This window comes from Pseudomonas brassicacearum, from assembly GCF_009601685.2.
Classification (GTDB): Bacteria; Pseudomonadota; Gammaproteobacteria; order Pseudomonadales; family Pseudomonadaceae; genus Aquipseudomonas; species Aquipseudomonas kilonensis_B.
In genome coordinates this window covers 1,249,993-1,274,584 of the sequence record NZ_CP045701.2, presented here as the reverse complement: position 1 = coordinate 1,274,584, position 24,592 = coordinate 1,249,993, and the positions used below count along the sequence as shown (strand labels likewise).

The 24,592-nt window shown below is 62.0% G+C and carries 23 protein-coding genes; 5 read left to right on the top strand and 18 right to left on the bottom strand.

Annotated features, from left to right (window positions below; translation table 11 throughout):
* Nucleotides 1–82: 82 nt before the first annotated feature.
* A complete protein-coding gene (locus GFU70_RS05415; RefSeq protein WP_064107099.1) occupies nucleotides 83–3,148 on the bottom strand; it encodes an efflux RND transporter permease subunit in 3,066 nt (1,021 codons plus the stop codon).
* A gap of 6 nt (nucleotides 3,149–3,154) precedes the next feature.
* On the bottom strand, nucleotides 3,155–4,255 hold the full coding sequence (locus GFU70_RS05410; protein ID WP_058545969.1) for an efflux RND transporter periplasmic adaptor subunit: 1,101 nt from the start codon (nucleotides 4,253–4,255) through the stop codon (nucleotides 3,155–3,157).
* 94 nt (nucleotides 4,256–4,349) lie between these two features.
* Between GFU70_RS05410 and GFU70_RS05405 the strand changes: the two genes are divergently transcribed.
* Nucleotides 4,350–4,985 (top strand): TetR/AcrR family transcriptional regulator, encoded by a 636-nt coding sequence (locus GFU70_RS05405; protein WP_058545970.1) that lies wholly within the window; start codon nucleotides 4,350–4,352, stop codon nucleotides 4,983–4,985.
* Nucleotides 4,986–5,179: 194 nt separating this feature from the next.
* Here GFU70_RS05405 and GFU70_RS05400 read toward each other — a convergent pair whose 3' ends face one another.
* Entirely contained in the window at nucleotides 5,180–5,962 is a 783-nt protein-coding gene (locus GFU70_RS05400; RefSeq protein ID WP_116643092.1) for a class I SAM-dependent methyltransferase, read from the bottom strand.
* Nucleotides 5,963–6,054: 92 nt separating this feature from the next.
* On the opposite strand from GFU70_RS05400, the gene GFU70_RS05395 reads away from it, so the two are divergent.
* Complete coding sequence (locus tag GFU70_RS05395; RefSeq protein ID WP_058545972.1) at nucleotides 6,055–6,675, top strand: hypothetical protein; 621 nt, start codon at nucleotides 6,055–6,057, stop codon at nucleotides 6,673–6,675.
* 13 nt (nucleotides 6,676–6,688) lie between these two features.
* On the opposite strand, the gene GFU70_RS05390 is transcribed toward GFU70_RS05395, so the two are convergent.
* The 7 genes from GFU70_RS05390 to ppc all read right to left on the bottom strand — a co-directional run bounded on the left by GFU70_RS05390 (nucleotide 6,689) and on the right by ppc (nucleotide 14,102).
* Nucleotides 6,689–7,387, bottom strand: coding sequence for an extensin family protein (locus GFU70_RS05390; RefSeq protein WP_058545973.1), 699 nt, complete (start codon nucleotides 7,385–7,387; stop codon nucleotides 6,689–6,691).
* Between the two features lie 16 nt (nucleotides 7,388–7,403).
* Entirely contained in the window at nucleotides 7,404–8,225 is an 822-nt protein-coding gene (locus GFU70_RS05385) for an isocitrate lyase/PEP mutase family protein (RefSeq protein WP_058545974.1), read from the bottom strand.
* Between the two features lie 33 nt (nucleotides 8,226–8,258).
* Entirely contained in the window at nucleotides 8,259–9,119 is an 861-nt protein-coding gene (locus GFU70_RS05380; RefSeq protein ID WP_153387710.1) for a DUF72 domain-containing protein, read from the bottom strand.
* Complete coding sequence (locus GFU70_RS05375) at nucleotides 9,119–9,427, bottom strand: hypothetical protein (RefSeq protein WP_058545976.1); 309 nt, start codon at nucleotides 9,425–9,427, stop codon at nucleotides 9,119–9,121. Before GFU70_RS05375 ends, GFU70_RS05380 begins: the two co-directional genes overlap by 1 nt.
* Nucleotides 9,428–9,761: 334 nt before the next feature.
* Nucleotides 9,762–10,439, bottom strand: a complete 678-nt coding sequence (tsaB, locus tag GFU70_RS05370; protein ID WP_153387709.1) for a tRNA (adenosine(37)-N6)-threonylcarbamoyltransferase complex dimerization subunit type 1 TsaB — start codon at nucleotides 10,437–10,439, stop codon at nucleotides 9,762–9,764.
* A gap of 93 nt (nucleotides 10,440–10,532) precedes the next feature.
* Nucleotides 10,533–11,180, bottom strand: coding sequence for an adenylate kinase (adk, locus tag GFU70_RS05365; protein ID WP_058545978.1), 648 nt, complete (start codon nucleotides 11,178–11,180; stop codon nucleotides 10,533–10,535).
* 291 nt (nucleotides 11,181–11,471) lie between these two features.
* Entirely contained in the window at nucleotides 11,472–14,102 is a 2,631-nt protein-coding gene (gene ppc, locus GFU70_RS05360; RefSeq protein WP_153387708.1) for a phosphoenolpyruvate carboxylase, read from the bottom strand.
* Between the two features lie 180 nt (nucleotides 14,103–14,282).
* On the opposite strand from ppc, the gene GFU70_RS05355 reads away from it, so the two are divergent.
* The 3 genes from GFU70_RS05355 (at nucleotide 14,283) to GFU70_RS05345 (ending at nucleotide 16,259) form a co-directional block, all read left to right on the top strand.
* Complete coding sequence (locus GFU70_RS05355) at nucleotides 14,283–14,627, top strand: hypothetical protein (protein WP_058545979.1); 345 nt, start codon at nucleotides 14,283–14,285, stop codon at nucleotides 14,625–14,627.
* A 378-nt stretch (nucleotides 14,628–15,005) separates the two neighbouring features.
* Complete coding sequence (locus GFU70_RS05350) at nucleotides 15,006–15,419, top strand: DUF4398 domain-containing protein (protein WP_058545980.1); 414 nt, start codon at nucleotides 15,006–15,008, stop codon at nucleotides 15,417–15,419.
* A 51-nt stretch (nucleotides 15,420–15,470) separates the two neighbouring features.
* Nucleotides 15,471–16,259 carry an OmpA family protein gene (locus GFU70_RS05345; RefSeq protein ID WP_058545990.1) on the top strand — a complete coding sequence of 263 codons (789 nt, stop codon included), beginning with the start codon at nucleotides 15,471–15,473 and terminating at the stop codon, nucleotides 16,257–16,259.
* 136 nt (nucleotides 16,260–16,395) lie between these two features.
* Here GFU70_RS05345 and GFU70_RS05340 read toward each other — a convergent pair whose 3' ends face one another.
* From GFU70_RS05340 to GFU70_RS05305, 8 genes are all read right to left on the bottom strand, one after another.
* A complete protein-coding gene (locus GFU70_RS05340; RefSeq protein ID WP_058545981.1) occupies nucleotides 16,396–16,725 on the bottom strand; it encodes a hypothetical protein in 330 nt (109 codons plus the stop codon).
* Nucleotides 16,722–17,627, bottom strand: a complete 906-nt coding sequence (locus tag GFU70_RS05335; protein ID WP_058545982.1) for an alpha/beta hydrolase — start codon at nucleotides 17,625–17,627, stop codon at nucleotides 16,722–16,724. The genes GFU70_RS05340 and GFU70_RS05335 overlap by 4 nt, the downstream gene beginning before the upstream one ends.
* Nucleotides 17,628–17,770: 143 nt before the next feature.
* Nucleotides 17,771–19,048, bottom strand: a complete 1,278-nt coding sequence (locus GFU70_RS05330; protein WP_058545983.1) for a flavohemoglobin expression-modulating QEGLA motif protein — start codon at nucleotides 19,046–19,048, stop codon at nucleotides 17,771–17,773.
* A 36-nt stretch (nucleotides 19,049–19,084) separates the two neighbouring features.
* A complete protein-coding gene (locus tag GFU70_RS05325; protein WP_058545984.1) occupies nucleotides 19,085–19,639 on the bottom strand; it encodes a hypothetical protein in 555 nt (184 codons plus the stop codon).
* A gap of 98 nt (nucleotides 19,640–19,737) precedes the next feature.
* Nucleotides 19,738–20,454, bottom strand: coding sequence for a TetR/AcrR family transcriptional regulator (locus GFU70_RS05320; protein ID WP_153387707.1), 717 nt, complete (start codon nucleotides 20,452–20,454; stop codon nucleotides 19,738–19,740).
* Nucleotides 20,455–20,555: 101 nt separating this feature from the next.
* The gene (gene lysS, locus GFU70_RS05315; RefSeq protein ID WP_153387706.1) at nucleotides 20,556–22,058 is read right to left on the bottom strand and encodes a lysine--tRNA ligase; all 1,503 of its coding nucleotides are present in this window, start codon (nucleotides 22,056–22,058) and stop codon (nucleotides 20,556–20,558) included.
* Between the two features lie 110 nt (nucleotides 22,059–22,168).
* A protein-coding gene (gene prfB, locus GFU70_RS05310; RefSeq protein WP_095963568.1) for a peptide chain release factor 2 occupies nucleotides 22,169–23,264 on the bottom strand; the annotation gives its coding sequence in 2 pieces (ribosomal slippage) (nucleotides 22,169–23,191 and nucleotides 23,193–23,264; 1,095 coding nt in all).
* Nucleotides 23,265–23,572: 308 nt separating this feature from the next.
* On the bottom strand, nucleotides 23,573–24,574 hold the full coding sequence (locus GFU70_RS05305) for a diguanylate cyclase domain-containing protein (RefSeq protein ID WP_116643098.1): 1,002 nt from the start codon (nucleotides 24,572–24,574) through the stop codon (nucleotides 23,573–23,575).
* Nucleotides 24,575–24,592: the final 18 nt, after the last annotated feature.

Sequence of the window (24,592 nt, the reverse complement as noted above, 5' to 3'; positions counted from 1 at the left end):
CTTCAACATCTTCGTTGACTGTTACACCGCTATCGCGAGCAAGCTCGCTCCCACATTGGATCTGTTCTGGTCTCTGAACGGCTCAGGTCTTCTTGACCCTGAACCACGCCGCATACAACGCAGGCAGGAACAACAGTGTCAACGCCGTCGCCACGATCAAGCCGCCCATGATCGCCACGGCCATCGGTCCGAAGAACAGGCTGCGCGACAGCGGGATCATCGCCAGCACCGCCGCCAGTGCAGTGAGCACAATCGGACGGAAGCGGCGTACTGTCGCTTCGATGATCGCCTGCCACGGGGCCAGCCCCGCCTTGATGTCCTGTTCGATCTGGTCCACCAGGATCACCGAGTTGCGCATGATCATCCCCGACAGCGCGATCGTACCGAGCATGGCGACGAAACCAAACGGCTGGCGGAACACCAGCAAGAACAGGGTGACACCGATCAACCCCAGCGGCGCGGTGAGAAACACCATGACCGTGCGTGAGAAACTGCGCAGTTGCAGCATCAGCAGCGTCAACACCACGACGATGAACAACGGCACACCGGCATTCACCGATTTCTGGCCGCGAGCCGAATCCTCCACCGTACCACCCACCTCCAGCAGGTAACCGTCCGGCAGTTGCGCACGAATGGGTTCCAGGGTCGGGAAGATCTGCTGCACCAGGGTCGCCGGTTGCTCCTTGCCATAGATATCGGCCCGTACGGTCACGCTCGGCAGGCGGTTGCGGTGCCAGATCACGCCCTCTTCGAAGCCGTATTCCAGGGTTGCGATCTGCGACAGGGCAACGCTCCTGCCATTGTCGGTCGGCACCGCCAGGCTCGGCAGCAACGACAACTCGGTGCGCTCATGCACCGTGCCGCGCAGCAGGATTTCGATCAGTTCGTTGTCTTCCCGATACTGGCTGACGCTGGAGCCCGTGAGGGAGCTGCGCAGGAAACTCGCCAGGTTGGCGGTGCTCACGCCCAGGGCTCGAGCACGGTCCTGGTCGACGTTCAGGTACACCACCTTGCTCGGCTCTTCCCAGTCCAGGTGCACATTGGTCACGTAGGGATTTTCGCGAACTTTCGCCGCCACTTTGCGCGCCAGGGCGCGGACCTCTTCGATGTGCTCGCCCGTGACGCGGAACTGCACCGGGTAGCCGACCGGCGGGCCGTTTTCCAGGCGGGTGACCCGCGAGCGCAGGGTTGGGAACTGTTCGTTCAGGGTCGCGATCAACCAACTGCGCAAAGGCTCGCGGTCTTCGATGGTCTTGGCCAGCACCACGAACTGGGCGAAGCTGGACGCCGGCAATTGTTGATCCAGCGGCAAGTAGAACCGCGGTGAGCCGGTGCCAACGTAGGCCACGTAATTGTCGATGCCGGCGTGGTCCTTGAGCAGCGCTTCAAGGCGCTTGACCTGCTCGGCGGTGTTGCTCAGGGAGGCGCCTTCCTGCAGCTTCAGGTCGACCATCAGTTCCAGCCGCCCCGATGCCGGGAAGAACTGCTGCGGCACGAAACGGAACAACACCACCGAGCCGACGAACAACAGCACGGTCAGGATGATGACGGTTTTGCGGCGACGCACGCACCACTCCACCATCCGCCGGACACGCTGATAAAACGGCGTGCCGTAAGGGTCGGTCTGGCCGTCGGCCGTGCCATGTTTGGCCGCGTGAATTTTCGCCAGGTCCGGCAGGAGCTTTTCCCCCAGGTACGGCACAAACACCACGGCAGCCACCCAGGACGCCAGCAACGCCAGGGTCACGACCTGGAAAATCGAACGGGTGTATTCGCCGGTGCCCGATTGCGCGGTGGCGATCGGCAGGAAGCCGGCCGCGGTGATCAACGTACCGGTGAGCATCGGGAACGCCGTGCTGGTCCACGCAAAACTGGCGGCCTTGATCCGGTCGAAGCCCTGCTCCATCTTGATCGCCATCATCTCCACCGCGATGATCGCGTCGTCCACCAGCAACCCCAGCGCCAATACCAGCGCGCCGAGGGAAATCTTGTGCAGGCCGATGCCCAGGTAGTACATCGCGGCGAAGGTCATCGCCAACACCAGCGGGATCGCCAGGGCCACCACCATCCCGGTGCGCAGCCCCAAGGAAAAGAAGCTCACCAGCAACACAATCGTCAGCGCTTCCACCAGCACCTGGACGAACTCACCCACTCCGGTCTTCACCGCCGCTGGCTGGTCCGACACCTTGCGCAATTGCATGCCGGCCGGGAGCGTGTTCTGGATACGGGCAAACTCGATCTCAAGGGCCTTGCCCAGTACCAGGATGTCTCCGCCGTCCTTCATCGCCACAGCCAGGCCGATGGCGTCTTCGCCCATGAAACGCATGCGTGGCGCCGGTGGATCGTTGAAACCACGGCGCACATCCGCCACATCACTGATACGGAACGTACGATCGGCGACCCGGATCGGGAAGTTGCGGATCTCGTCCACGCTCTGGAAATTACCGGACACCCGTAGCTGCACCCGCTCGCTGCCGGTTTCGAAGAAGCCGGCGGTCGATACCGCGTTCTGCTCCTCAAGGGCCTGCTGGACCGCCGCCAAGGGCAAGCCTAGAGTCGCCAGCTTCACGTTGGACAGCTCGATCCAGATCTTCTCGTCTTGTAAACCGAGCAGTTCGACCTTGCCCACGTCCTTGACCCGTTGCAGCTGGATCTGGATGCGGTCGGCGTAGTCCTTGAGCACCGCGTAGTCGAAGCCGTCACCGGTCAGCGCATAAATATTGCCGAAGGTGGTGCCGAATTCATCGTTGAAAAATGGCCCTTGAATACCCGGCGGCAAAGTGTGGCGGATGTCACTGATCTTCTTGCGGATCTGGTACCACAGCTCGGGGATCTGCACCGAATGCAGGGAGTCGCGGGCCACGAAGGTCACCTGGGACTCGCCCGGACGGGAGAACGAGACGATTCTTTCGTAATCGCCGGTTTCCATCAGCTTCTTTTCGATGCGTTCAGTGACCTGTCGCGAGACTTCCTCGGCCGTGGCGCCCGGCCAGTTGGTGCGGATGACCATGGCCTTGAAGGTGAACGGCGGGTCCTCACTCTGGCCGAGCTTGGTGTAGGAAAGTGCGCCGACGATGGCCAGCAACAGCATCAGGAACAGTACGATCTGGCGGTTGCGCAGCGCCCATTCGGAAAGATTGAAACCCATCGGGGATTACTCCTTGGCCGTCAGGTTGACCACGCGGTTGGAGCGATCCACCGGCCGCACTTGCTGGCCGTCGAGGAGCACATGCACGCCGGCCGCCACCACCCAGTCATCGGGGCTGAGGCCTTCGAGCACCGGAACGGTCTTTTCACCGAAGGCGCCGACCCGCACCGGGACTTTTTTCAGGGTGTTGTTGGCGTTGACCACCCAGACGTACGTCGCACCGTTTTCAGCCGTCAGGGCCGACAAGGGCACCGACAGCGGCACCTTTTCGGCGGTCTGGATAAACACCCGGGCGCTCTGGCCCAGTTCGGCCGGCACGCTGCCGGCGGTGAAGGCCACACGGGCGGCAAAGGTGCGGGACTTGGGGTCGGCGGCCGGCGACAGTTCGCGAATGCGTCCACTGAAACGCTGGCCAGGCTGGCTCCACAGTTCGACCGAAACCGGCTGGCCAATCTTGAACCGGCCAAAACCTTGTTCCGGCAGGCTGATCAGCACTTCACGCTCGCCGTCGGTGGCCAGGGTGAAGACGGTCTGCCCGGCTGACACCACCTGCCCGACTTCCACCGATCGCCGGGCAACCACGCCATCCTGGGGCGCACGCAGCACCGAATAGCTGGCCTGGTTGTTGGCGACATCGAACTCGGCCTTGATCTGCTTGAGTCGCGCGGCGCCGGAGCGGTAAAGGTTCTCGGCGTTGTCGTATTGGGAGCGGCTGACCATCTGCCGTTCCATCAAGGTCTTGTAGCGGTCACGCTCGGCGCGCACCAGGTTCAGGTTGGCCTCGGCGGCGGCGACCTGGGCACGGGTCGCTTCCAGTTGCAGGCGCACATCTTCGGGATCGAGTTCGGCCAAGGGTTGATTGGCCTTGACCCGCTGGCCCTCTTCGACCAGTCGTCGGCTCACCTTGCCGCCAATGCGAAAGGCCAGGTCAGGTTCGAACCGTGCTCGCACTTCACCGGGATAACTGTCCATCGCCTGGGCTGAAGGCCGTGGTTTGACCACCATGGCGGGGCGCACGGCGGCGGGCACCGGCTCGTCATGACCGCACGCAGACAATAAAAAAGCCAGGGTGACTGGCACGGCGAGGGGCAAGGCATAGCGGAACATGGCGAGTGACCTTTCGCTAATGGTGCTTGGAATAATTATACTGGCGAGTATGTTATTAATAGCAAACTCACCAGTCCAGTATTAAAGCGAAGAAATGTCGAACAATCCTCCAATCCCCTCCGGCCCCGGCCGTCCCAAGGACTTGGCCAAGCGCCAGGCCATTCTCGACGCGGCGAAGCGCCTGTTCGTGAGCATGGGTTATGCCAGTACCAGCATGGACGCCGTCGCTACCGAGGCTGGGGTCTCCAAGCTGACGGTCTACAGCCACTTCAACGACAAGGAGACGCTGTTCTCCGCGGCGGTGATCGCCAAATGCGAAGAGCAGGTGCCGCCGCTGTTTTTCGAATGGCCGGAGGGCGTTGCGATCGAGCACGTGCTGCTGAACATCGCCCGTGGCTTTCACCAACTCATCAGCAGCGAGGAATCGGTGAACCTGCATCGGGTGATCATGGCCCTGGGCAGTCAGGATCCGAAGCTCTCGTCGATTTTCTTCGAAGCCGGCCCGCAGCGGATGCTCTCAGGCATGGAACGCCTGCTGACCAAGGTCAACCAGAGCGGTGCCCTGAGCATCGACAAACCGCGCAACGCCGCCGAGCATTTCTTCTGCCTGATCAAGGGCGCGGCGAACTTCCGCCTGTTGTACGGCTGCGGCGCGCCACTGGAACCTCAAGCGGCCGAGGCCCATGTGCAGGAAGTGGTGGGGTTGTTCGTGCGGGCTTATCGGCCTTAGGCCTGCCAAAGTTTTTTCTGACTGGGGTGGGCCTGTGGGAGCAAAGGTTTCGCTGACTGAGGTGGACCTGTGGGAGCAAAGCTTGCTCGCGATGGCGGCGGCGCGATCTCTCAGAAGACCGCGTCATCGTTCGTCGCGAGCAAGCTTTGCTCCCACAGATCATTCTTCTGCGACAGAACACCTTTTCCCACAGATCAGGGCTTGAGCGCTTTCTTGGGGTAGATATCGTAGCGACTGGATTTGCCGTCGAGCCCATGGCTCGGCTTCGGCCCTTCGATACACGGTGCCTTGCGCGGGCGCTTGACCACCACTCGGTGAGTCGCCAGGGCCAGGGCGGCGGCGAGCAGCGCCGGGGCGTCCGGGTCATCGCCCACCAGGGGGCGGAACAGGCGCATTTCCTTCTTCACCAGGGCGGTTTTCTCCCGATGGGGAAACATCGGGTCGAGGTAGATCACCTGGGGTGGCTCGCCTTCCCAGCCGCGCATCACCTCGATGGAGTTGCCCTTGAGCAAACGCATGCGCGCCACGATCGGCGCCACGTCGAAGTCCTGCGCCGCGCGAGCCAGGCCATCCTCCAGCAGAGCCCCAATCAGCGGTTGACGCTCGATCAGGCTCATTTCGCAGCCCAGGCTGGCCAACACAAACGCATCCTTGCCCAACCCGGCCGTGGCATCCAGCACCCGCGGACGCACACCTTGGGCAATGCCGACCGCCTTGGCGATCATCTGGCCGCTGCCACCGCCGTACAAGCGCCGATGGGCCGCGCCGCCCTCGACGAAGTCCACCCGCACCGGTCCTGGCGCGTCCGGGCCCAGTTGCTGCAACTGCAACCCCTGCTCGCCGACCTGCAAGGCAAACTCGCCATCGTCCACTTGCAAAGGCAGGCCAAGCCGCTCGGCCCAGTGCTCGGCCTGCGGTTGGAAGGCCGGGGCCAGGGCCTCGACATGGATGCGGCAGGCCGCAGGTTGCTCACTCATGGAAAACACGCCCAAAAAATTAAGGATCGGCAAAAACGGCCGATAACAACGGTGAACGGCATTTTGCCAGAGCTGAGCGTCGACCGAGAAAAATGTCAGACATTCAATCCACATCGATAGGCGTTATCTCCCCTTACGGCGATTACAGCCTGCGTAACACCCAAGCACTGAGCGGCGTCAGTCACCTGTGGCAGGATTTTTTTGCCCGGGCCCTGGCCGATCAACTGGGTGATAACGCACCGGCACCTGGCAGCTACCAGCCAGTGGCCCTCGATGAAGCGGTCGAACCGACCCTCGGCGCCGAGTTGCTGGAGCACATCGTCAGCCAGCGCACCTGCGAAGTGACCGAAACACCGGTCAAGCCGCCTGAACCGTTGTTCCTGCCGATCGCCGAATTCGAACTCGACCTGCTGGACAAGCCCTTCCCGCCCTTCCCAGCCGAAGAAATCGCTGCCCAGCAAAAACAACAGACCTTCGAAAGCAACTGGGTTCGCCCGCTCGTCCTCACCGCCGGCCAACCGCTGCCGGAGCCCGGCCCGGCACCGCAACCGCGCCCATTGCACCTGCCGATCGCCGAGTTCGAACTCGATTTGCTGGACAAGCCGTTCCCGCCCTTCCCGGAAGAGGAACTGGTGGCGCAGCAGAAACAACTGGATTTCGACGTCCGCTGGGCACGTCCGATCGTGCTGCAGAACCTGCGTATCGCCGCCTGACCCTCTCCGGACCTTAGCGACAGATCCACCAAGGCCCCACGTCCAGATGAAAATGGTTGCGGTGCGCTGCGTTGTAGTCCGGGCTCAAGACCACACTGAACATGTCACAGGAACCGTCGCGCACCTGGCGCAGGAACTGCGCGTCGGCATTGTCCTTGGGCCAGTCCTTGAGCACGCTGACCGTGCGCCCATCGGCCAGGCGAAATCCGGCGATGTCCAGCGCACTGGCAGTGGCGTGCTGACTGCGCGACCCGCTCTCACGACCGTACATGTTGCGACAGGCAAAACTGCCGAGGTGATCGACCCGCGTCACTTTCTGCCCGTAGACCGCCGCTGCCGCCGGCTGCAACGCATGACGCTCGAACAGGGCGAAGGCCACGGCCAGCGGGCAACTGGCGAGGAAACTGCTGCTCAGCGCCACTTCACCGCCCTGCACCCTGAGCACATTGGTCAGCGGGCACGTCGAATTGACACCGCTGTCCGCCTGGCGCGCGGTGCGCAGGCCCGAGGTGGCGAGGGCCTGGTCGCACAGCTGCGGGTCGTTGCGCAGGGCCATGAGCTTGAAGCGGGTCAGCAGGTTGGGCGCACGGTTGACGTCCAGGGGCGCCCAGGGATTCCATTGGGGCGGCAACGCCACCCAGCCACGCCATACCCCCAGCACTGCGACGCCAACGAGCAGTGCCACGACGGCAAGAACTTTCAAAAACCGCACGACGTTGCCTCGGGCATCAACCCTTGAATAATTGGTTGGCCTGCTTGAACGGCATCGAGCGGCGCGTGAAGGTGAACGTGCCCTGCTGCTGGATTTCTTCGGCGGCGCGGAAGAACTCGCCAAGCGCGGCCAGGGCCAACGCCGATCCGACGCTGATGCGCTTGACGCCCAACTCGCTCAACTGCGCGACGGTCAGGTCCAGCGCCCCGGACATCAGCACGTTCACCGGTTTCGGCGCCACGGCCCGCACCACCGCAAGCACTTGCTCGGCGCTGCTCAGCCCCGGGGCGTACAACACGTCGGCACCTGCGTCTGCGAAAGCCTTCAAGCGGCGGATGGTGTCGTCCAGATCCGGATTGCCGTGCAGGAAGTTCTCCGCCCGGGCCGTCAGCAGGAAGGGATACGGCAGGCTACGCACCGCGTCGGCGGCCGCCTTGACCCGCGCCACGGCATGGTCGAAGCAATAGATCGGGCTGTCTTCACGCCCCGTGGCGTCCTCGATCGAACCACCCACCGCACCGGCCTGCGCCGCACGGAGCAGGTTACGCGCGCACTCGTCGGGGGCGTCGGCAAAACCGTTTTCCAGGTCCACGGCCACGGGCAGGTCGGTGGCCGCCACAATCGCCCGCACATTGGCCAGTGTGTCCTCCAGGCCCAGCGCGCCATCGGGCCGGCCCAAGGAAAAAGCGTGGCCGGCACTGGTGGTCGCCAGGGCTTCAAAGCCGAGGCTGGCCAGCATCTTGGCCGAACCGGCATCCCACGGGTTGGGAATGACAAAAGCCCCTTCACGTTCGTGCAAGGCCTTGAACGCCTGGGCTCGACGAATTTGCGCATCCATGTAGTTCGCTCCTGAGCAGAGAGGGAGTGGGCCTCAGAGCAAACCCAGTTGCTCGGCGGCGGGCTCTCTATATAGCTCAGGCAGGGCCGGCAAGCCAGGCAAACGACTCATCAGGCGAGTGTGGAAACGTTGCGCGAGTTTGGCCGCCAGCAGGTTGTCGGCGGTGTGCAGGAAGATATAGGGCGTGCGCCCCTCTTCGATCCAGCCGGCGATTTTCTCCACCCACGGCGTCAGGAACGGCTCGTTGGCTTCCAGTACCGGGTGACCGATGAAGCGCACTTGCGGACATTGGGTGAACGCCGCAGGCCGGGGCGGCACGCGGGGCTTTTTCGATTGCGCGTGAAGCACGGCAGGATCAAGCCAGGTGCAACTGAACAGCGCCCGAGGATCGAGGCAGATACGTTCGACGCCGCGATCGAGCAACAGGCGATTGAGGCGCCTTTCAGCGTCGCCCTTGGCAAAGAACTCATCGTGACGAACCTCCACGGCCAAGGGGCGCTGCAAGGCGTCGATGAACCCCGCCAGCTCCGGCAACCGATTCGGGGTGAAGGCCTTGGACAGTTGCAGCCAGTACGGCGCGACACGCCCGCCCAGGGGGCTGAGCAATTGCAGGAAGGTTTCGGTGGCCGTCAGGCGCTCGCGCAAGTCGCCATTGTGACTGATGTCACCGGGAAACTTGGCGGTGAAGCGAAAGTGCTCGGGCATGATTTCGGCCCAGCGCTGGACCGTGGCAGCAGAGGGGCTGGCATAGAAGGTCGTATTGCCTTCCACGGCATTGAAGACTTGGGAATAGAGCTTCAGGAAGTCGGTGCTTTTGGCGTCCTGGGGATAAAGGTAATCGCGCCAGGCGTTTTCGCTCCAGGAGGGGCAGCCCAGGTAGTAAGGCAAGACCATCAGATGTAGAGATCGAGTCCCAGCACTTCCATATCCCAATCGACGAAACCGGCGGTGCTCAGGTAGCTCGCCAGGGCCGTGGCGACACTGCGGCTCATCGCACGGTGGTAAAGCATGTCTTGCTGACGGGCAGGGAGATTGCTCAGGCGTTGCGCGGAGGCTTTGGCGGCACGGGCAGCCAATTGCTCTTCAGACGGAAATTCCAGGTCGCCATCGATGTCATCGAAGGACTCTTGCTCAGCGATTTTGCCTGGACGAGGCTTGCGCTTGATGGGATAGGACTGGGATGAAACGCCGTCTATACGCATAACAGAATGCTCGGTATCAATGATGGCAATTTAGCGGCACTTTCGCAGCCGCGCAAATGCGCAAGTGATAACTAGAGCACATAAAGTCAAAAAGGTTTAAAAACGGGCCGAAAAAGTGACGACTGGCAATGTCGGGGGTGACTTTTGGGTGGGGGAATGGCTTTGTGCTGTGATTTTGTGGCGAGGGGATTTATCCCCGCTGGGTGTAGGAGCTGGCGAAGCCTGCGATCTTTTGATCTTTGACTTTTTCACTTGGGATTCAAGTGTCGCTGGAAAGATCGCAGCCTTCGGCAGCTCCTACAACGGTGCCCGCTTGAGAATGACGTGATGTTTTTCAGCGCTCGGACTTGGGCGTGGCGACCTTGTCCCGCAAGTACACCGGCTGGGCATCATCGGCTGGAATGGCTTCACCACGGGCCCAGGCGAAGCGTGCCAGGGCCAGCAGGTCTTCGGCGTGAGGCAGCAGGGTGGCGTTCTGGCCGCTCGGGCTGACGGCGATGCGCTCGCCGTAACCCCAACCGGTGCCGGCACCGAACCAATCGCCGCTGGCGTCACTTGGCAATGCCGCCGCTTCGGGCGGCAACACCGCTTCAGCACCGACCAGGCGCATCTCGCCGTCGGTTTCGCGATAGCAGCCCCAATACACCTCGTCCATGCGCGCATCGATGGCCGCTGCGACTTGGCGGGCGCCCTGTTCGCGCAAGGCACGCTGGGCCAGCACCGCCAGGTTCGACACCGGCAACACCGGCCGCTCCAGGGCAAAGGCCAGCCCTTGTACGACGCCGATGGCGATGCGCACCCCCGTAAAAGCCCCCGGCCCACGGCCAAAGGCAATCGCGTCCACTGCCTGCAAGGTCGTCCCGGCATCGCTCAGCAGTTTCTGGATCATCGGCAAGAGTTTCTGCGCATGCAGGCGCGGGATCACCTCGTAATGGCTCGTGACCTTGCCGTCGTGCAGCAAGGCAACGGAGCAAGCTTCAGTCGCGGTGTCCAGGGCCAGCAAGGTGCTCATCGATGTGTCCGTAGATCAGGTGGAAAAAAGTGCGCCAGTATAAACAACTACGACCCGCAAGCGGGCCGTAGATGATGCAACTGATCAGACTTTTCAGCTCAAGGCTGCAAGCACCTTGGCAGTGATCGCTTCAACCGAGCCGACGCCTTCGATATGGCTGTACTTCGGCTTGCCATTGGCCGCCGACAGCTTCTGGTAGAAATCCACCAGCGGCTTGGTCTGGGAATGGTAGACCGACAGGCGATGACGCACGGTTTCTTCGGTGTCGTCCTTGCGTTGCACCAGGTCTTCACCCGTCACGTCGTCCTTGCCTTCGGTTTTCGGAGGATTGTAGACGGTATGGTAAACGCGACCGGAAGGCTCATGAACGCGTCGACCGGCAATGCGTTGGACGATTTCCTCGTCCTCGACGGCAATTTCAACGACCGCATCCAGCTCGACACCCGCAGTCACCAAGGCTTCGGCCTGGGGAATGGTGCGTGGGAAGCCGTCGAACAGGAAGCCATTGGCGCAGTCGGCTTGAGCGATACGATCCTTGACCAGGGCGATGATCAGGTCATCCGACACCAGGCCGCCGGCATCCATGATGCTCTTGGCCTTGATGCCCAGCTCGGTGCCCGCCTTGACTGCGGCACGCAGCATGTCGCCAGTGGAAATTTGCGGGATACCGAATTTTTCGGTGATGAACTTTGCCTGAGTACCTTTACCGGCCCCGGGAGCTCCCAGCAGAATGACGCGCATCGATGTGCTCCTCAATTTTTTTATGTAAAACGCTCGGATTCGCCTCGTGGGGCCAATCTTCGAAAAACAGGATCGTGACCGCCCAAACGGCCAAAGGCTGATCAAGATACACAGCAGGCCCGACCCACACAAGCCGCCGAAAGTCGGAGGAACCCGCGCCCGATACGACCTTCGGAGGGGGTGGCGATCGTCGCAACCGGGCAACGAACTGTCGCCTGATCGACCTGTTTCCTCCGTCGACGGACAACGCCCGGGAACGCCGGGCGAGCCGTTTCGGTGCGCTGCCTGATCTTAGCCGGTATTGCGCAAACCGGCGGCAATCCCCGCCACAGACACCAGCAACGCCTGTTCCACGGGGCTGCCCTGGGCCACATCCTGCCGCCGCGAGCGCGCCAACAGTTCGGCCTGCAACAGGTGCAGCGGGTCGAGGTACGTGTTGCGCAGGCGAATGAATTCCAGCGTGGCTGGGCTATGTGCCAGTAGCTGCGACTGACCGGTCAACCCAAGGACCACCGAGCAGGCCTGCGACAATAGGTCGCGTAAATGCGCACCCAAAGGCAGCAGCCCAGGTTCCACCAAACGCTCGTCGTAAGAGCGGGCGATATCGGCATCGGCCTTGGCCAGCACCATCTCCAGCATATCGATGCGGGTCCGGAAGAACGGCCATTGCTCACGCATCTGTCCCAGCAACTCTCCTTCGCCACGCTCCAGGGCCTTGCTCAGTGCGGTTTCCCAGCCGAGCCAGGCCGGCAGCATCAGGCGGGTCTGGGTCCAGCCGAAGATCCACGGGATCGCCCGCAGGCTTTCGATGCCGCCGGCCCGACGCTTGGCCGGACGGCTGCCCAGGGGCAGGCGCCCCAATTCCTGTTCGGGGGTGGACTGGCGGAAGTACTCGACGAATTGCGGGTTTTCCCGCACCACGGCGCGGTAGGCCCTGACGCCATCGGCCGCCAGTTCGTCCATCAGGTGTCGCCACTGCGGCGTGGGCGGCGGCGGTGGCAGCAGCGTCGCTTCAAGCACTGCGGCGAGATAAAGGTTGAGGTTCTGTTCGGCGATGTCCGGCAGGCCGAATTTGAAACGAATCATTTCGCCTTGCTCTGTGGTGCGGAAACGCCCGGCCACCGAACCTGGCGGCTGGGACAGGATCGCCGCGTGCGCCGGACCACCACCACGGCCCACGGTGCCGCCGCGACCGTGGAACAACAGCAATTCGACTTGCTGCTCGCGGCAGATGTCCACCAGCCGTTCCTGGGCCCGATACTGCGCCCAGGCCGCCGCCGTGGTCCCGGCGTCCTTGGCCGAATCGGAATAGCCGATCATCACTTCCTGGGGACCTTGCAACCGCGAGCGATAACCGGGCAACAGCAACAGCCGCTCGATCACCGGCCCGGCGTTGTCCAGGTCGGCCAGGGTCTCGAACAGCGGCACCACGCGCATCGGTCGCAACACGCCAGCGTCCTTCAATAACAGCTGCACGGCGAGGACATCGGACGCCGCCCCGGCCATGGAGATGACGTAGGAACCCAGGGACGCCGCCGGTGCCGCGGCCACTTCCCGGCACGTCGCCAACACCTCCGCCGTGTCGGCCGACGGTTTGAAATGGGCCGGCAGCAGCGGACGCCGGTTGCTCAGTTCCGCCAGCAAGAAGCTGATGCGTTGCTCCTCGTTCCAGTCTTCGTAGCGACCCAGGCCCAGGTAGTCGGTTATCTCCGTCATGGCGGCGGTATGGCGCGTCGAGTCCTGGCGTACATCGAGGCGCACCAGGAACAGGCCGAAGGTCACCGCCCGGCGCAGGCAATCGAGCAGCGGCCCGTCGGCAATCACGCCCATGCCGCACTCATGCAGGGAGTGATAGCACAGCTCCAAGGGGTCCAGCAGCTCGCGGTTGTGCTGCAACACCTCGGCGCTTGGCGGCGTGGCGGCGCTCAGGGAGGCGTGGGCCCAGTTGCGGGTGGCACGCAAGCGTTCGCGCAGTTGCTTGAGCACGGCGCGATAAGGTTCGGCGCTCTCGCCGGCCTGGGCACGCAAAGCCTCGCTGGCGTGTTGCATCGACAGCTCGGCGGCCAGTTGATCGATGTCGCGCAGGTACAGGTCCGCCGCCATCCACCGCGCGAGCAACAGCACCTCGCGGGTCACTGTGGCGGTAACATTCGGGTTGCCGTCACGGTCGCCGCCCATCCACGAGGCAAAACGGATTGGCGCGGCCTCCAGCGGCAGGCGCAAGCCGGTGGCGGCATGCAGGGCCTGGTCGGCCTTGCGCAGGTAATTGGGAATGGCCTGCCACAACGAGTGCTCGATCACCGCAAAACCCCACTTGGCCTCGTCCACTGGGGTCGGCCGGGTGCGGCGGATTTCTTCGGTGTGCCAGGCTTCGGCGATCAACCGTTGCAGGCGTTCGTGAATCTGTGCGCGCTCGGCGCGGGTCAGGTCGCGGTGATCCTGGGCGGCCAGTTGCGCGGCGATGGCGTCGTATTTCTGGATCAGGGTACGGCGAGCCACTTCCGTGGGGTGAGCGGTGAGGACCAGTTCGATCTCCAACCGCCCCAATTGCCGGGCCAGGGACTCGGCGCCATGGCCCTCGGCCCGCAGCCGGGCGAGCAGCTCGGGCAATACCCGCGCCTCGAAGGGTTCCGGCTCCGACTCTTCGCGGCGGTGGATAAGTTGGTATTGCTCGGCGATGTTGGCCAGGTTGAGGAACTGGTTGAACGCCCGCGCCACTGGCAGCAGTTCGTCCTCGCTCAATTGATTGAGGCTGGCGCTGAGTTCGGCGTCCACGGAGCCGCGTCGGTCAGCCTTGGCGCCCTTGCGGATCTGCTCGATCTTGTCGAGAAACGTGTCCCCGTATTGTTCGCGGATGGTGTTGCCCAATAGCTCACCGAGCAGGTGAACGTCTTCGCGCAAGCGTGCATCGATATCGGTCATCAGCATTTCTCCAGCAAAAAAGTCCGGACAGCTCTTGGATTAGAGAGTGCCGATGCCCACCGTTTCTGACAAGCGACGAAGGGACTTTAAACCTTGTGGGACAAAGCTAGTCTCATGATTAAGCCACACAACGGCTTGTCACTCACCGCGCCTGCCACGAGCAGGCTTATTGAGGTCATCATGAAAATTCGTGAGCTTGCCCAGCATTGGGAAGAAAACGCCAAGGGCCGTCTGACCCAGACTGGCTACACGATTCATCTGGACGTGGAAGCCGCCGCCCGGCTGGCAGCGATCTGCGACATGTACCCCAAGCGCCATCCCGAGGAGCTGCTGGGCGAACTGATCGGGGCGGCACTGGAGGAGCTGGAAGCAAGCTTCCCCTACATCAAGGGCACGCAAGTCGTCGCCACCGATGAAGAAGGCGACCCGCTTTATGAAGACGTAGGCCCGACCCCGCGATTTCTCGCGTTGTCCCGTCGGCATCTGCACGAACTTTCCTCGCAGAACGATAAATCCAAGCACTGACTCCTGTAGGAGCTGACGAGCGAAGCGAGGCTGCGATCTTTCCCCTGACGCTTGAGTCCCAAGCGAAAGATCAAAAGATCAAAAGATCGCAGCCTTCGGCAGCTCCTACACGCGCGCCCGCCACAAAAAACACACGCTCCCTACACCGGGAATACCGCTGCGCGCCTTGAAAGTTCAGCTTTTCTACCACTGACCGATCAGTCAGCAATTCTTTTGGCGAATGGCCATCTTCGCTGAACTTTTGAAAAACGCCTCGGGTCACACCGAGTAACCATACTGGAACGGTCGTTTAAATAACCGCGCCTTGGCGCTAGCGCCAAATCAGACGTCACGGCCTCGGTTCCAGCATGGATTTGTAGTTTTTTCAGGAGTTTTCCAATGGAGTTGAAGCCTATGAATACCTGCACTGCCAAACCCTCATCCACTGGCCTGCGCGGCTTGAAGTTGGCTGCCCTGGCGATCGGTAGCAGCTTCATTCTCGCCGGTTGCGCCGGTAATCCACCTTCGGAGCAGTACGCGGTGACCGAATCGGCGGTCAACAGCGCTGTCAGCGCCGGCGGTACCGAATTCGCTGCTGTGGAAATGAAGTCGGCCCAGGACAAGCTCAAGCAGGCCGAAATCGCCATGCATGACAAGAACTACGAAGAAGCCAAGCGACTGGCCGAACAGGCCGAGTGGGATGCCCGCGTCGCCGAGCGCAAGGCCCAGGCCGCCAAGGCCGAACAAGCACTCAAGGATTCTCAGAAAGGGGTTCAGGAACTGCGTCAGGAAGGCATGAAGAAGGTTCAGTAAGCCGTTCACGCCACGACGTACTTCTCATTGATAAAAGGACGACAGACTATGATGCACAAACACTTGATGATGCCCGCCCTGCTCGCTGCCTGCGTAGCCCTGGCCGCTTGCTCCCACGATCCAAACGCGAACCTGGAACAGGCGCGGACCAACTACAACGGCCTGCAGGCTGACCCGGCGGCGACCAAAGTGGCTGCATTGGAAACCAAGGATGCCGCCGACTTCCTGGCCAAGGCTGACAAGGCCTATATGGACAAGGAAGACGAAGCCAAGGTCGACCAGTTGGCTTACCTGACCAACCAACGCGTTGAAGTGGCCAAGCAGACCATCGCCCTGCGCAAGGCCGAGGCCGAGCTGAAAAATGCCGGTGACGAACGTGCTCGTGCCTTGCTCGAAGCGCGCAACGCACAGATCAAGCAGCTGCAGGACAGCCTCAACGCCAAGCAGACCGAACGCGGTACGCTGGTGACCTTTGGCGACGTGCTGTTCGCCACCAACAAGTCCGACCTGCGCGCCAGCGGCATGACCAATGTGGGCAAACTGGCGCAGTTCCTCCAGGAAAACCCGGACCGCAAGGTGATCATCGAAGGCTACACCGACAGCACCGGCTCAGACTCCTACAACCAGTCGCTCTCCGAACGCCGTGCCAGCTCGGTGCGCACCGCCCTGGTGAAAATGGGCGTGGACCCGGCCCGCATCGTGACCCAAGGCTACGGCAAGGAATTCCCGGTGGCCGATAACAACAGCGTCTCGGGCCGTGCCATGAACCGTCGCGTGGAAGTGACCATTTCCAACGACAACCAGCCAGTGGCCCCGCGTTCGACCATGAGCGCCAATTGATCGGCTGAGTGCAACTGAAAAAGCCCCGCCTGATTTCGTCAGGCGGGGCTTTTTATTGCCAAAGAGGTTTGGCTGTACACAATCCCTGTGGGAGCGAGATTGCTCCCACAGCGGAGTTGTGGTGTCGCTAAGGAGATTACGGCTGAAGCTTCTGCGGCGTGTCCTGGCCCATGCAGCGCACCGCGCGTTTCTTTTCGTTGATCAGCACGCCGGTCAGGCCTTTCTGCTCGGTGTCGAACAGCACCAGTACGCCGTCGATGCATTGGGCGACCTGGGGGGCCGGTTCCAGGGAAACCTTGTAGTCCTCGCCGGGCACGGTCTTGAGCATGGTGAATTGGTTGAGCAGCAACGCGTCCTCAGGCTTGGCGAAGTGCAGGTAGCCGTAATACCAGAGCACCCCGACGGTGCCGAGGATGCTGCAGATACCGGTGATGATCAGGGGGATGGCGTTACGTTCTTCGCTCATTGCGGACTCTCTGGTGATTCAACGGGTGATTTAGGGTAATTCGGGACCTCGCCCAGGCGGCGCAGGCCGTCAAAATGCTGGGGGTCTTCGAGGTAGCGCAGCATCACGGTGCGCCAGGTTGGGTCGGCGAACGTCTGCACATGTCCGCCACGGGTCAGTTGCAAGACCCGGGGCGGCGGCGCAGCTTGATACAGCCGGATGCCGTTGGAAAGGGGCACGATGGGGTCGTCCAGGCTGTGGTAGATCAATTTCGGCACGCCATTCAATTGCGCCACGGAACTGATCGCGCTGTCACCGTCCGGTACCAACCAGGACAACGGCACCTGGAACGGCCAGGTCAGCCAGGACGTACTCAGGGCAAAACGGCCGACGTCGCGGTAACTGGCGGGCACACCATCGAGCACCAGGGCCTTGAGCTGCCGTTGGCGCTGCGGGTGCTCGACCAGGTAATGCACCGCCAGCGCGCCGCCCAGGCTCTGGCCGAGCAGCACCAGCGGCTTGCCCTGCACCTCGGGCGCCTGGTCGAGCCATTGGAACGCAGCATCGATGTCCTGATAGATCGCCGGCAGGCTCGGCTCGCCTTCGGACAGGCCATAACCCCGGTAGTCGACCATCAACACCTGGTAACCCTGTTCCGGCAACCACCAGCTCCCGCCCAGGTGCCAGGCCAGGTTGCCGCCGTTGCCGTGCAAATGCAGCACCGTGCCCTTGACCTGCACACCCGGTTTGACGGGTAGCCACCAGCCGTGGAGCTTGAGACCGTCGGCGGTGGTCAGGGTGACGTCGCGGTATTCGAGCCTGGCTCGCTCCGGGGTGAACGGCAGGCCGTGCTCGGGGTAGAACAACAGGGAACTGCAACCGCTCAGGGCCAGCAACAGGCAAATGATGCCGAGGGTTCGCATCCGGTGAAACCTCGCAAGTCAGAAGTAAACGCAGCCCCCCTGTGGGAGCGAGCTTGCTCGCGATAGCGGCGGGTCAGTCACAGCCGTACTGACTGTGCTGACGCTATCGCGAGCAAGCTCGCTCACAGGGATTAGTGGTGCGATTAAAGAATATTGGAATAATCCGCTTCGATCCGGTCCAGGCTCAGGTGGTTCAGGAAGTTGGAGAAACACATCCAGGCCGACAGGGCGTTCATGTCGCGGAACTGCTCGGGCAGGTACTTGGGCGGTACGACTAGGCCTTCGTCCACCAGTTGCCGCAACGTGCGCATGTCCTCGAGGGTGGTCTTGCCGCAGAACAGCAGCGGCACCTGTTCCAGCTTGCCCTTGCGCACGGCCAACTGAATGTAGTTGTAAACCATGATGAAGCCTTTGAGGTAGGACAAGTCTTTGGTGAATGGCAGACCCGTCGGCACCGACCCACGAAAAACCCGACTGGCGTTGCCGTAGCTCTCGGCCATTTCAAAGCCCTGCTCGCGGAAGAACTCGAAGATCTGCAGGAAATCGGCCCCCTCCTCCACCATGTGAATGGCTCGGGTACGGTTGGTCAGTTTGCGCAAGCGACTGGGGTAGGACGCAAAGGTAATGATTTCCATCAGGATCGCCAGGCCTTCCTGGGTCACCGTGGACGAGGGCGGGCCCTTGGACAGGAAGGTGCAGATCGGCTGGTTGAGGCCGTTGAGCGTGGTGCCGACGTGCACCAGGCCTTCGTGGACCTCCAAGGCTCGCACGTCACGCTCGTTGAACATCGCATCGGCGCGGATCTTGATGTAGTCCGCACCCGCCGCCGCGTCGGCCACGATACCATCGGACTCGAACACCCGGATGGTTTCCTCGGCTTCGCCGAACACTCGGTTGAGGCGGTGTTGCAGCAGGCTGACGGCCTCCTTGGCGACCAGCGTCTTGGGCTCGTCCTTGAGGTCGCCACGGCCATCGATGTTGTTCAGGTAATCGGAGAGCATCAGGCCCAGGTCGGCCAGGGTCGGGTCGCCGGCGTGGAAGGCATCGGAGGCGGCGCCATAGAGCTCCTGGGAGATCAGCCCGAAATCCTCGGTGCCACGCGCCTCGAGCATGCGTACCACCATGCGGTATTCCTTGCACATGCGGCGCATGATCTGGCCAACCGGGTTGAACTGTCCGAGCTGGCGAGTGATGTCACGCTCGATGTTCTGGAACTCCAGCTTCACCTTGCTCGAATCGAAGGACAGTGGCCGGTTGAGGTAATAGTCGCGATCCACCGCGGGCATTTCCTTGCCCTTGGCCTTGAGAAACCCCTTGCGGATGCTCTCGTCCCACTTCACCGCGTCAAGGATGCGAATCGGCGTTTGCGCCAGCACAATGCGATCGGACAAGGTGCGTATCGTCTGCTGGTAATCGTCCACCCGGAACTCCTGTGAAAAAACGTCCGCTTGTTGCTGTTATTGGGATTTGACCAGCCGTTGGTAGCGCACGGCCTCCGAGAACACATCGGAATTGGCCGGGTCGTCGAGGTAGCGGAAAACCTTGTCCATGTCGCTGTCCACCAGCACCCCGTCACCTTCCTCGCTCTGGTTCGGTTGGCCGCTGAGAATCTGTTGGCCGATGGCCTGGCTGATCTGATCCAGGTCCAGGTTGTAGACCACCAGCTCTTGCTTGTCGGTCAACTCGAAACCGGCGATCAAATAGTGGCCGCCAAACCGCGCCGGCACCTTGGCCGACACGTACCAGCGGCTGCCATGACGGGAAACAGTCAGCGGGATGGCTTCGCGCTCATGGGGCCTGGCCCTGAAGTAGCTGATGGCCTGGTAGCGGTGCTTGCCGACCTTCGTCAGCTCCAGGTTCAACGGTTCGCCCCAGGCATTGGTGCTGGTCCAGTGACCGAGCAGGCCCTTAGGCGCGGCTTCGCTGTCAGGCAACGGCGTCTTGAACGACACCAGGCAGCCACTGAGCAGCAGCAACGACACGGCCAGTACAACGGCACGCCAGGCTTTCATTTGAACTCCCTATGGCACGGCGCCTCGTCCCTACATATGGGAGCAGGTGTGTGTGTGGGAGCAAAGCTTGCTCCCACATAGCCTACTCCCATAAGGGGTTACACCGACGCCAGTACCAAGTGCATGTAGCGAGTCAGGATGCCGAGCATATCTTCATCGGCTACCGGCTCGGCGCCATTGAGCAAGCCCTGATATTCCATCCGTCCGATAATCGCCGTCAACACTTTGGCATCCTGTTGCGGCTCGCGGGAGCCCAATACCTGGAAAAACTGACAGGTGCCGTGCAGCAAAATCTGCTGGTGGGAACGTACCAACACCGCCAGGCGCGGGTTGAGCAGCGCTTCCTGGCGAAAGGCCTGCTCGGCCATCAGGTATTCGCGGCGACTGTCCAACTGGTGCTGCACGTAGTCGGCGGTCATCCGGGCAATGTCGTCCGCCAGTTGCGAGCGCGATTGGGCGCTGCCGTCACCGTAAGCGACCATTTCCCGCAGCAGGCCTTCGTTGTTGGCCCACAGCTTGGCCATGAACGCCGCGCTGCGTTCCACATACTGGGCGAAGGTATCGGTGAGCAAGTCATCGATGTCCTTGAAATAATACGTGGTGGCCGACAGCGGCACGCCCGCTTCGGCGGCCACGGCGCGGTGACGCACGGCGCGCACGCCATCACGCACCACAATGCGCATCGCCGCGTCGAGAATATCCTGGCGACGCTGCTCACTGCCCTGTCGGCTGGCCTTGCGGCCCTGGTACTGAACACTTTCAGCGACAGCCGTGGCGACGCCCGCTGCACCTTCTGAAGCCATTGCACGATTCACGACAGGTCTTCCCTCTTGTTCTCAAAAGTAACCAATTGATACGTTTGTACCAGACAGGCAATAAAAAGCCGCCCTTCCAGGCGGCTTTTTAGTTGAAACACTTACGCTTGAGGCCGCATGTGCGGGAAAAGAATCACGTCCCGGATCGACGGTGAGTTGGTCAGCAACATCACCAGGCGATCGATGCCGATGCCTTCGCCAGCGGTCGGCGGCATGCCGTACTCCAGGGCTCGCACGAAGTCGGCATCGTAGTGCATGGCTTCGTCGTCGCCGGCGTCCTTGTCAGCCACCTGGGCCATGAAACGCTCGGCCTGGTCTTCTGCATCGTTGAGCTCGGAGTAGGCGTTGGCGATTTCACGGCCACCGATGAACAGCTCGAAACGGTCGGTCACGCTTGGGTTCTCGTCGTTGCGACGGGCCAGCGGCGACACTTCGAACGGGTACTGGGTGATGAAGTGCGGCTGTTCCAGCTTGTGCTCGACCAGCTCTTCGAAAATCATCACTTGCAGCTTGCCCAGGCCTTCGAAGCCGAGCACCTTGGCACCGGCCTTCTTGGCGATGGCGCGGGCCTTCTCGATGTCGTTCAGGTCATCGGCCGTCAGTTCAGGGTTGTACTTGAGGATCGAGTCGAACACCGACAGGCGCACGAACGGCTCGCCGAAGTGGAACACCTTGTCGCCGTACGGCACGTCGGTAGTCCCGAGAACAAGCTGCGCCAGTTCGCGGAACAGTTCCTCGGTCAGGTCCATGTTGTCTTCGTAGTCGGCGTAGGCCTGGTAGAACTCGAGCATGGTGAACTCGGGGTTGTGCCGAGTCGAAACGCCTTCGTTACGGAAGTTGCGGTTGATCTCGAACACTTTTTCAAACCCACCCACAACAAGCCGCTTGAGGTACAGCTCCGGCGCAATGCGCAAGAACATTTCCATGTCCAGGGCGTTGTGGTGGGTTTCGAACGGCTTGGCCGCCGCACCGCCGGGGATGGTCTGCAGCATCGGCGTCTCGACTTCCAGGAAGTCACGCTTCATCAGGAAGCTGCGGATGTGGGCGATGACTTGCGAGCGCACGCGGAACGTCTGGCGCACGTCTTCGTTGACGATCAGGTCGACGTAGCGCTGGCGATAGCGTTGCTCGGTGTCGGTCAGGCCGTGGTGCTTGTCCGGCAGCGGGCGCAGGGACTTGGTCAGCAGGCGCACGCTGGTCATCTCGACATACAGGTCGCCCTTGCCGGAACGGGCCAGGGTGCCTTCGGCGGCAATGATGTCGCCCAGGTCCCAGGTCTTGACGGCGGCCAGGGTTTCTTCCGGCAGGGTCTTGCGGTTGACGTAGACCTGGATACGCCCGGTCATGTCCTGGATCACCATGAACGAACCACGATCGAGCATGATACGACCGGCCACCTTGACTGGAATCGCTGCCTCGGCCAGCTCTTCCTTGGTCTTGTCCGCATACTGCTTCTGCAAGACGTCGCAGTAGGCGTCGCGGCGGAAGTCGTTGGGGAAGGCCTGGCCCTTGACGCGCTCGGCAGCAAGCTTTTCCTTGCGCAGGGCGATCAGGGAGTTTTCTTCCTGTTGCAGGGCTTGCGGGTCGAGTTCTAGGTCGCTCATGTCTTTAAGGATTCCATCACAGGTTCGTTGCCCCCGGCCCCGGGCCGGAGTTTGCGGGCCAGTCGCGCTCCTTGGCGCAAGCGTGGCCGGCCCGCCGCATGGGTGTCGCGTTACAGCCCTTGTTTGAGGCTGGCGATCAGGTATTCATCGATATCGCCATCGAGCACCTTGTCGCAATCGCTGCGTTCGATGCTGGTCCGCAGATCCTTGATCCGCGAGGCGTCGAGCACGTACGAACGGATCTGGTGACCCCAGCCGATATCCGACTTGGTGTCTTCCAGTGCCTGGGACGCCGCGTTGCGCTTCTGCACTTCCTGCTCGTACAGGCGGGCCCGGAGCATCTTCATCGCGGTGTCTTTGTTGGCGTGCTGGGAGCGCTCGTTCTGGCAACTGACCACGGTGTTGGTCGGTACGTGGGTAATCCGTACGGCCGAGTCGGTGGTGTTGACGTGCTGGCCACCGGCCCCGGAGGAACGGTAGGTGTCGATGCGCAAGTCCGCCGGGTTGATCTCGATCTCGATGTTGTCATCGATTTCCGGCGAGACGAACACGGCCGAGAACGAGGTGTGGCGGCGGTTGCCGGAGTCGAACGGGCTCTTGCGCACCAGGCGGTGCACGCCGATCTCGGTCCGTAGCCAGCCAAAGGCGTATTCGCCCTTGATGTGCACGGTGGCGCCCTTGATCCCGGCGACTTCACCGGCCGACAGTTCCATGATGGTGGCGTCGAAACCGCGTTTGTCGGCCCAGCGCAGGTACATGCGCAGCAGGATGTTGGCCCAGTCCTGGGCTTCGGTGCCGCCGGAACCGGCCTGGATGTCCAGGTAGGCGTTGTTCATGTCCATCTCGCCGCTGAACATGCGACGGAATTCCAGCTTGGCGAGGTTCTCGTCCAGGCGTGTCAGCTCGGCGACGACATCGCCGACCGCGCCTTCATCGTTTTCCTCGACAGCCATGTCCAGCAGGTCGCGGCAATCGGCCAGGCCGCTGGACAACTCGTCCAGGGTCTCGACGATCTGCGCCAGCGCAGAACGCTCGCGGCCCAGCTCCTGGGCGTACGAAGGGTTGTTCCAGACATTCGGATCTTCAAGCTCGCGATTGACTTCGGTCAGACGCTCATGCTTTTGATCGTAGTCAAAGATACCCCCGAATAGTTTCGGAGCGCTCGGACAGGTCCTTGATGGTGTTAAGGATCGGGTTGATTTCCATGGCGGGCAGCACTCGTTGGCGAACTTTTGAAAGCCGGCGAGTATAACGTAATCAAGCGCCAGCGGCAGCCCGCCTGGCGGCTTTAGGAACACCAATTCCTTATATGCCAGCTCGCGCTGGCCCTGTAGGAGCTGGCGAAGCCTGCGATCTTTTGATCTTGATCTTTCGCTCAGGGCTCAATTGTCTGGGGAAAGATCGCAGCCTCGTTGCACTCGACAGCTCCTACGCAGCTCCTACGCAGCGCCTACGCAGTTCCTAGATAGCGCCTACAGACACAGTCCGGCGGAAGCAAGCGCCCTGTCCAGGGCCTATTCAACACCCACCCGATTACGCCCATTGTGCTTGGCCATGTACAACCCCTTGTCCGCCGCCGAGATCAGTTGCCGGCTGTCGCTACCCTGCTGGGGGGTGAAGGTCGAGACGCCGATGCTGACGGTCAGGTTCCCGCCACTGTCAGGCATGGTGTGGGGGATTTTCAGGGCGACGACGCCCTGGCGCAGTTTCTCGGCCATCAGCCGGGCACCGCCCGGCGAGGTACCGGGCAGGACCAGGGCGAACTCCTCGCCGCCGTAGCGGGCCGGCAAATCGGACGGACGACTGCACGCCTCGCGGATCGCCGTGGCGACCTTGCGCAGGGCTTCGTCGCCCTCCAGGTGGCCGAAGTTGTCGTTGTAGGCCTTGAAGTAGTCCACATCGATCATCAGCAGCGACAGTTGACTCTGGTCACGCATCGCCCTGCGCCATTCCAGCTCCAGGTACTCGTCGAAATGCCGGCGATTGGACAGGCCGGTCAGGCCATCGGAGTTCATCAAGCGTTGCAGCACCAGGTTGGCGTCGAGCAGTTGCTGCTGGCTGACCCGCAGTGCCCGATAGGCCGCGTCGCGCTGCAACAGCATCATGTAGGAGCGCGAGTGATAGCGGATGCGCGCCACCAGTTCGATGTTGTCCGGCAACTTGACCAGGTAGTCGTTGGCCCCGGCGGCGAACGCCGCGCTCTTGACCAGCGGGTCCTCCTTGGTGGACAGGACAATGATCGGGATATCGCGGGTGGCGGGATGGTTACGGTACTCGCGCACCAGGCTCAGGCCATCCAGGCCGGGCATCACCAAATCCTGGAGAATGACTGTCGGCTTGATGCGAACAGCCTGGGCGATGGCCTGGTGAGGATCGGAGCAGAAGTGGAAGTCGATGTTGTCTTCGTTCGACAGCCCGCGCCGCACCGCCTCGCCGATCATCGCCTGGTCGTCGATGAGCAAGACCATGGCGGCGTTCTCATCGCGCTTGAAATCGTCGAGTTGCAGATCATTCATGGTGACTTACCTGAGTAC

Bases quoted from the DNA above. Each gene is read 5' to 3' on its own strand.
- GFU70_RS05335 (WP_058545982.1), bottom strand. From the start codon at position 17,627: ATGCGAACCCTCGGCATCATTTGCCTGTTGCTGGCCCTGAGCGGTTGC.
- GFU70_RS05305 (WP_116643098.1), bottom strand. From the start codon at position 24,574: ATGAATGATCTGCAACTCGACGATTTCAAGCGCGATGAGAACGCCGCC.
- GFU70_RS05355 (WP_058545979.1), top strand. From the start codon at position 14,283: ATGAAAATTCGTGAGCTTGCCCAGCATTGGGAAGAAAACGCCAAGGGC.
- adk (WP_058545978.1), bottom strand. From the start codon at position 11,180: ATGCGCGTCATTCTGCTGGGAGCTCCCGGGGCCGGTAAAGGTACTCAG.
- GFU70_RS05415 (WP_064107099.1), bottom strand. From the start codon at position 3,148: ATGGGTTTCAATCTTTCCGAATGGGCGCTGCGCAACCGCCAGATCGTA.
- GFU70_RS05325 (WP_058545984.1), bottom strand. From the start codon at position 19,639: ATGAAAGCCTGGCGTGCCGTTGTACTGGCCGTGTCGTTGCTGCTGCTC.
- GFU70_RS05405 (WP_058545970.1), top strand. From the start codon at position 4,350: ATGTCGAACAATCCTCCAATCCCCTCCGGCCCCGGCCGTCCCAAGGAC.
- GFU70_RS05380 (WP_153387710.1), bottom strand. From the start codon at position 9,119: ATGGTCTTGCCTTACTACCTGGGCTGCCCCTCCTGGAGCGAAAACGCC.
- GFU70_RS05345 (WP_058545990.1), top strand. From the start codon at position 15,471: ATGCACAAACACTTGATGATGCCCGCCCTGCTCGCTGCCTGCGTAGCC.
- GFU70_RS05340 (WP_058545981.1), bottom strand. From the start codon at position 16,725: ATGAGCGAAGAACGTAACGCCATCCCCCTGATCATCACCGGTATCTGC.
- GFU70_RS05350 (WP_058545980.1), top strand. From the start codon at position 15,006: ATGGAGTTGAAGCCTATGAATACCTGCACTGCCAAACCCTCATCCACT.
- lysS (WP_153387706.1), bottom strand. From the start codon at position 22,058: ATGAGCGACCTAGAACTCGACCCGCAAGCCCTGCAACAGGAAGAAAAC.
- tsaB (WP_153387709.1), bottom strand. From the start codon at position 10,439: ATGAGCACCTTGCTGGCCCTGGACACCGCGACTGAAGCTTGCTCCGTT.
- ppc (WP_153387708.1), bottom strand. From the start codon at position 14,102: ATGACCGATATCGATGCACGCTTGCGCGAAGACGTTCACCTGCTCGGT.
- GFU70_RS05385 (WP_058545974.1), bottom strand. From the start codon at position 8,225: ATGGATGCGCAAATTCGTCGAGCCCAGGCGTTCAAGGCCTTGCACGAA.
- GFU70_RS05395 (WP_058545972.1), top strand. From the start codon at position 6,055: ATGTCAGACATTCAATCCACATCGATAGGCGTTATCTCCCCTTACGGC.
- GFU70_RS05410 (WP_058545969.1), bottom strand. From the start codon at position 4,255: ATGTTCCGCTATGCCTTGCCCCTCGCCGTGCCAGTCACCCTGGCTTTT.
- GFU70_RS05375 (WP_058545976.1), bottom strand. From the start codon at position 9,427: ATGCGTATAGACGGCGTTTCATCCCAGTCCTATCCCATCAAGCGCAAG.
- GFU70_RS05400 (WP_116643092.1), bottom strand. From the start codon at position 5,962: ATGAGTGAGCAACCTGCGGCCTGCCGCATCCATGTCGAGGCCCTGGCC.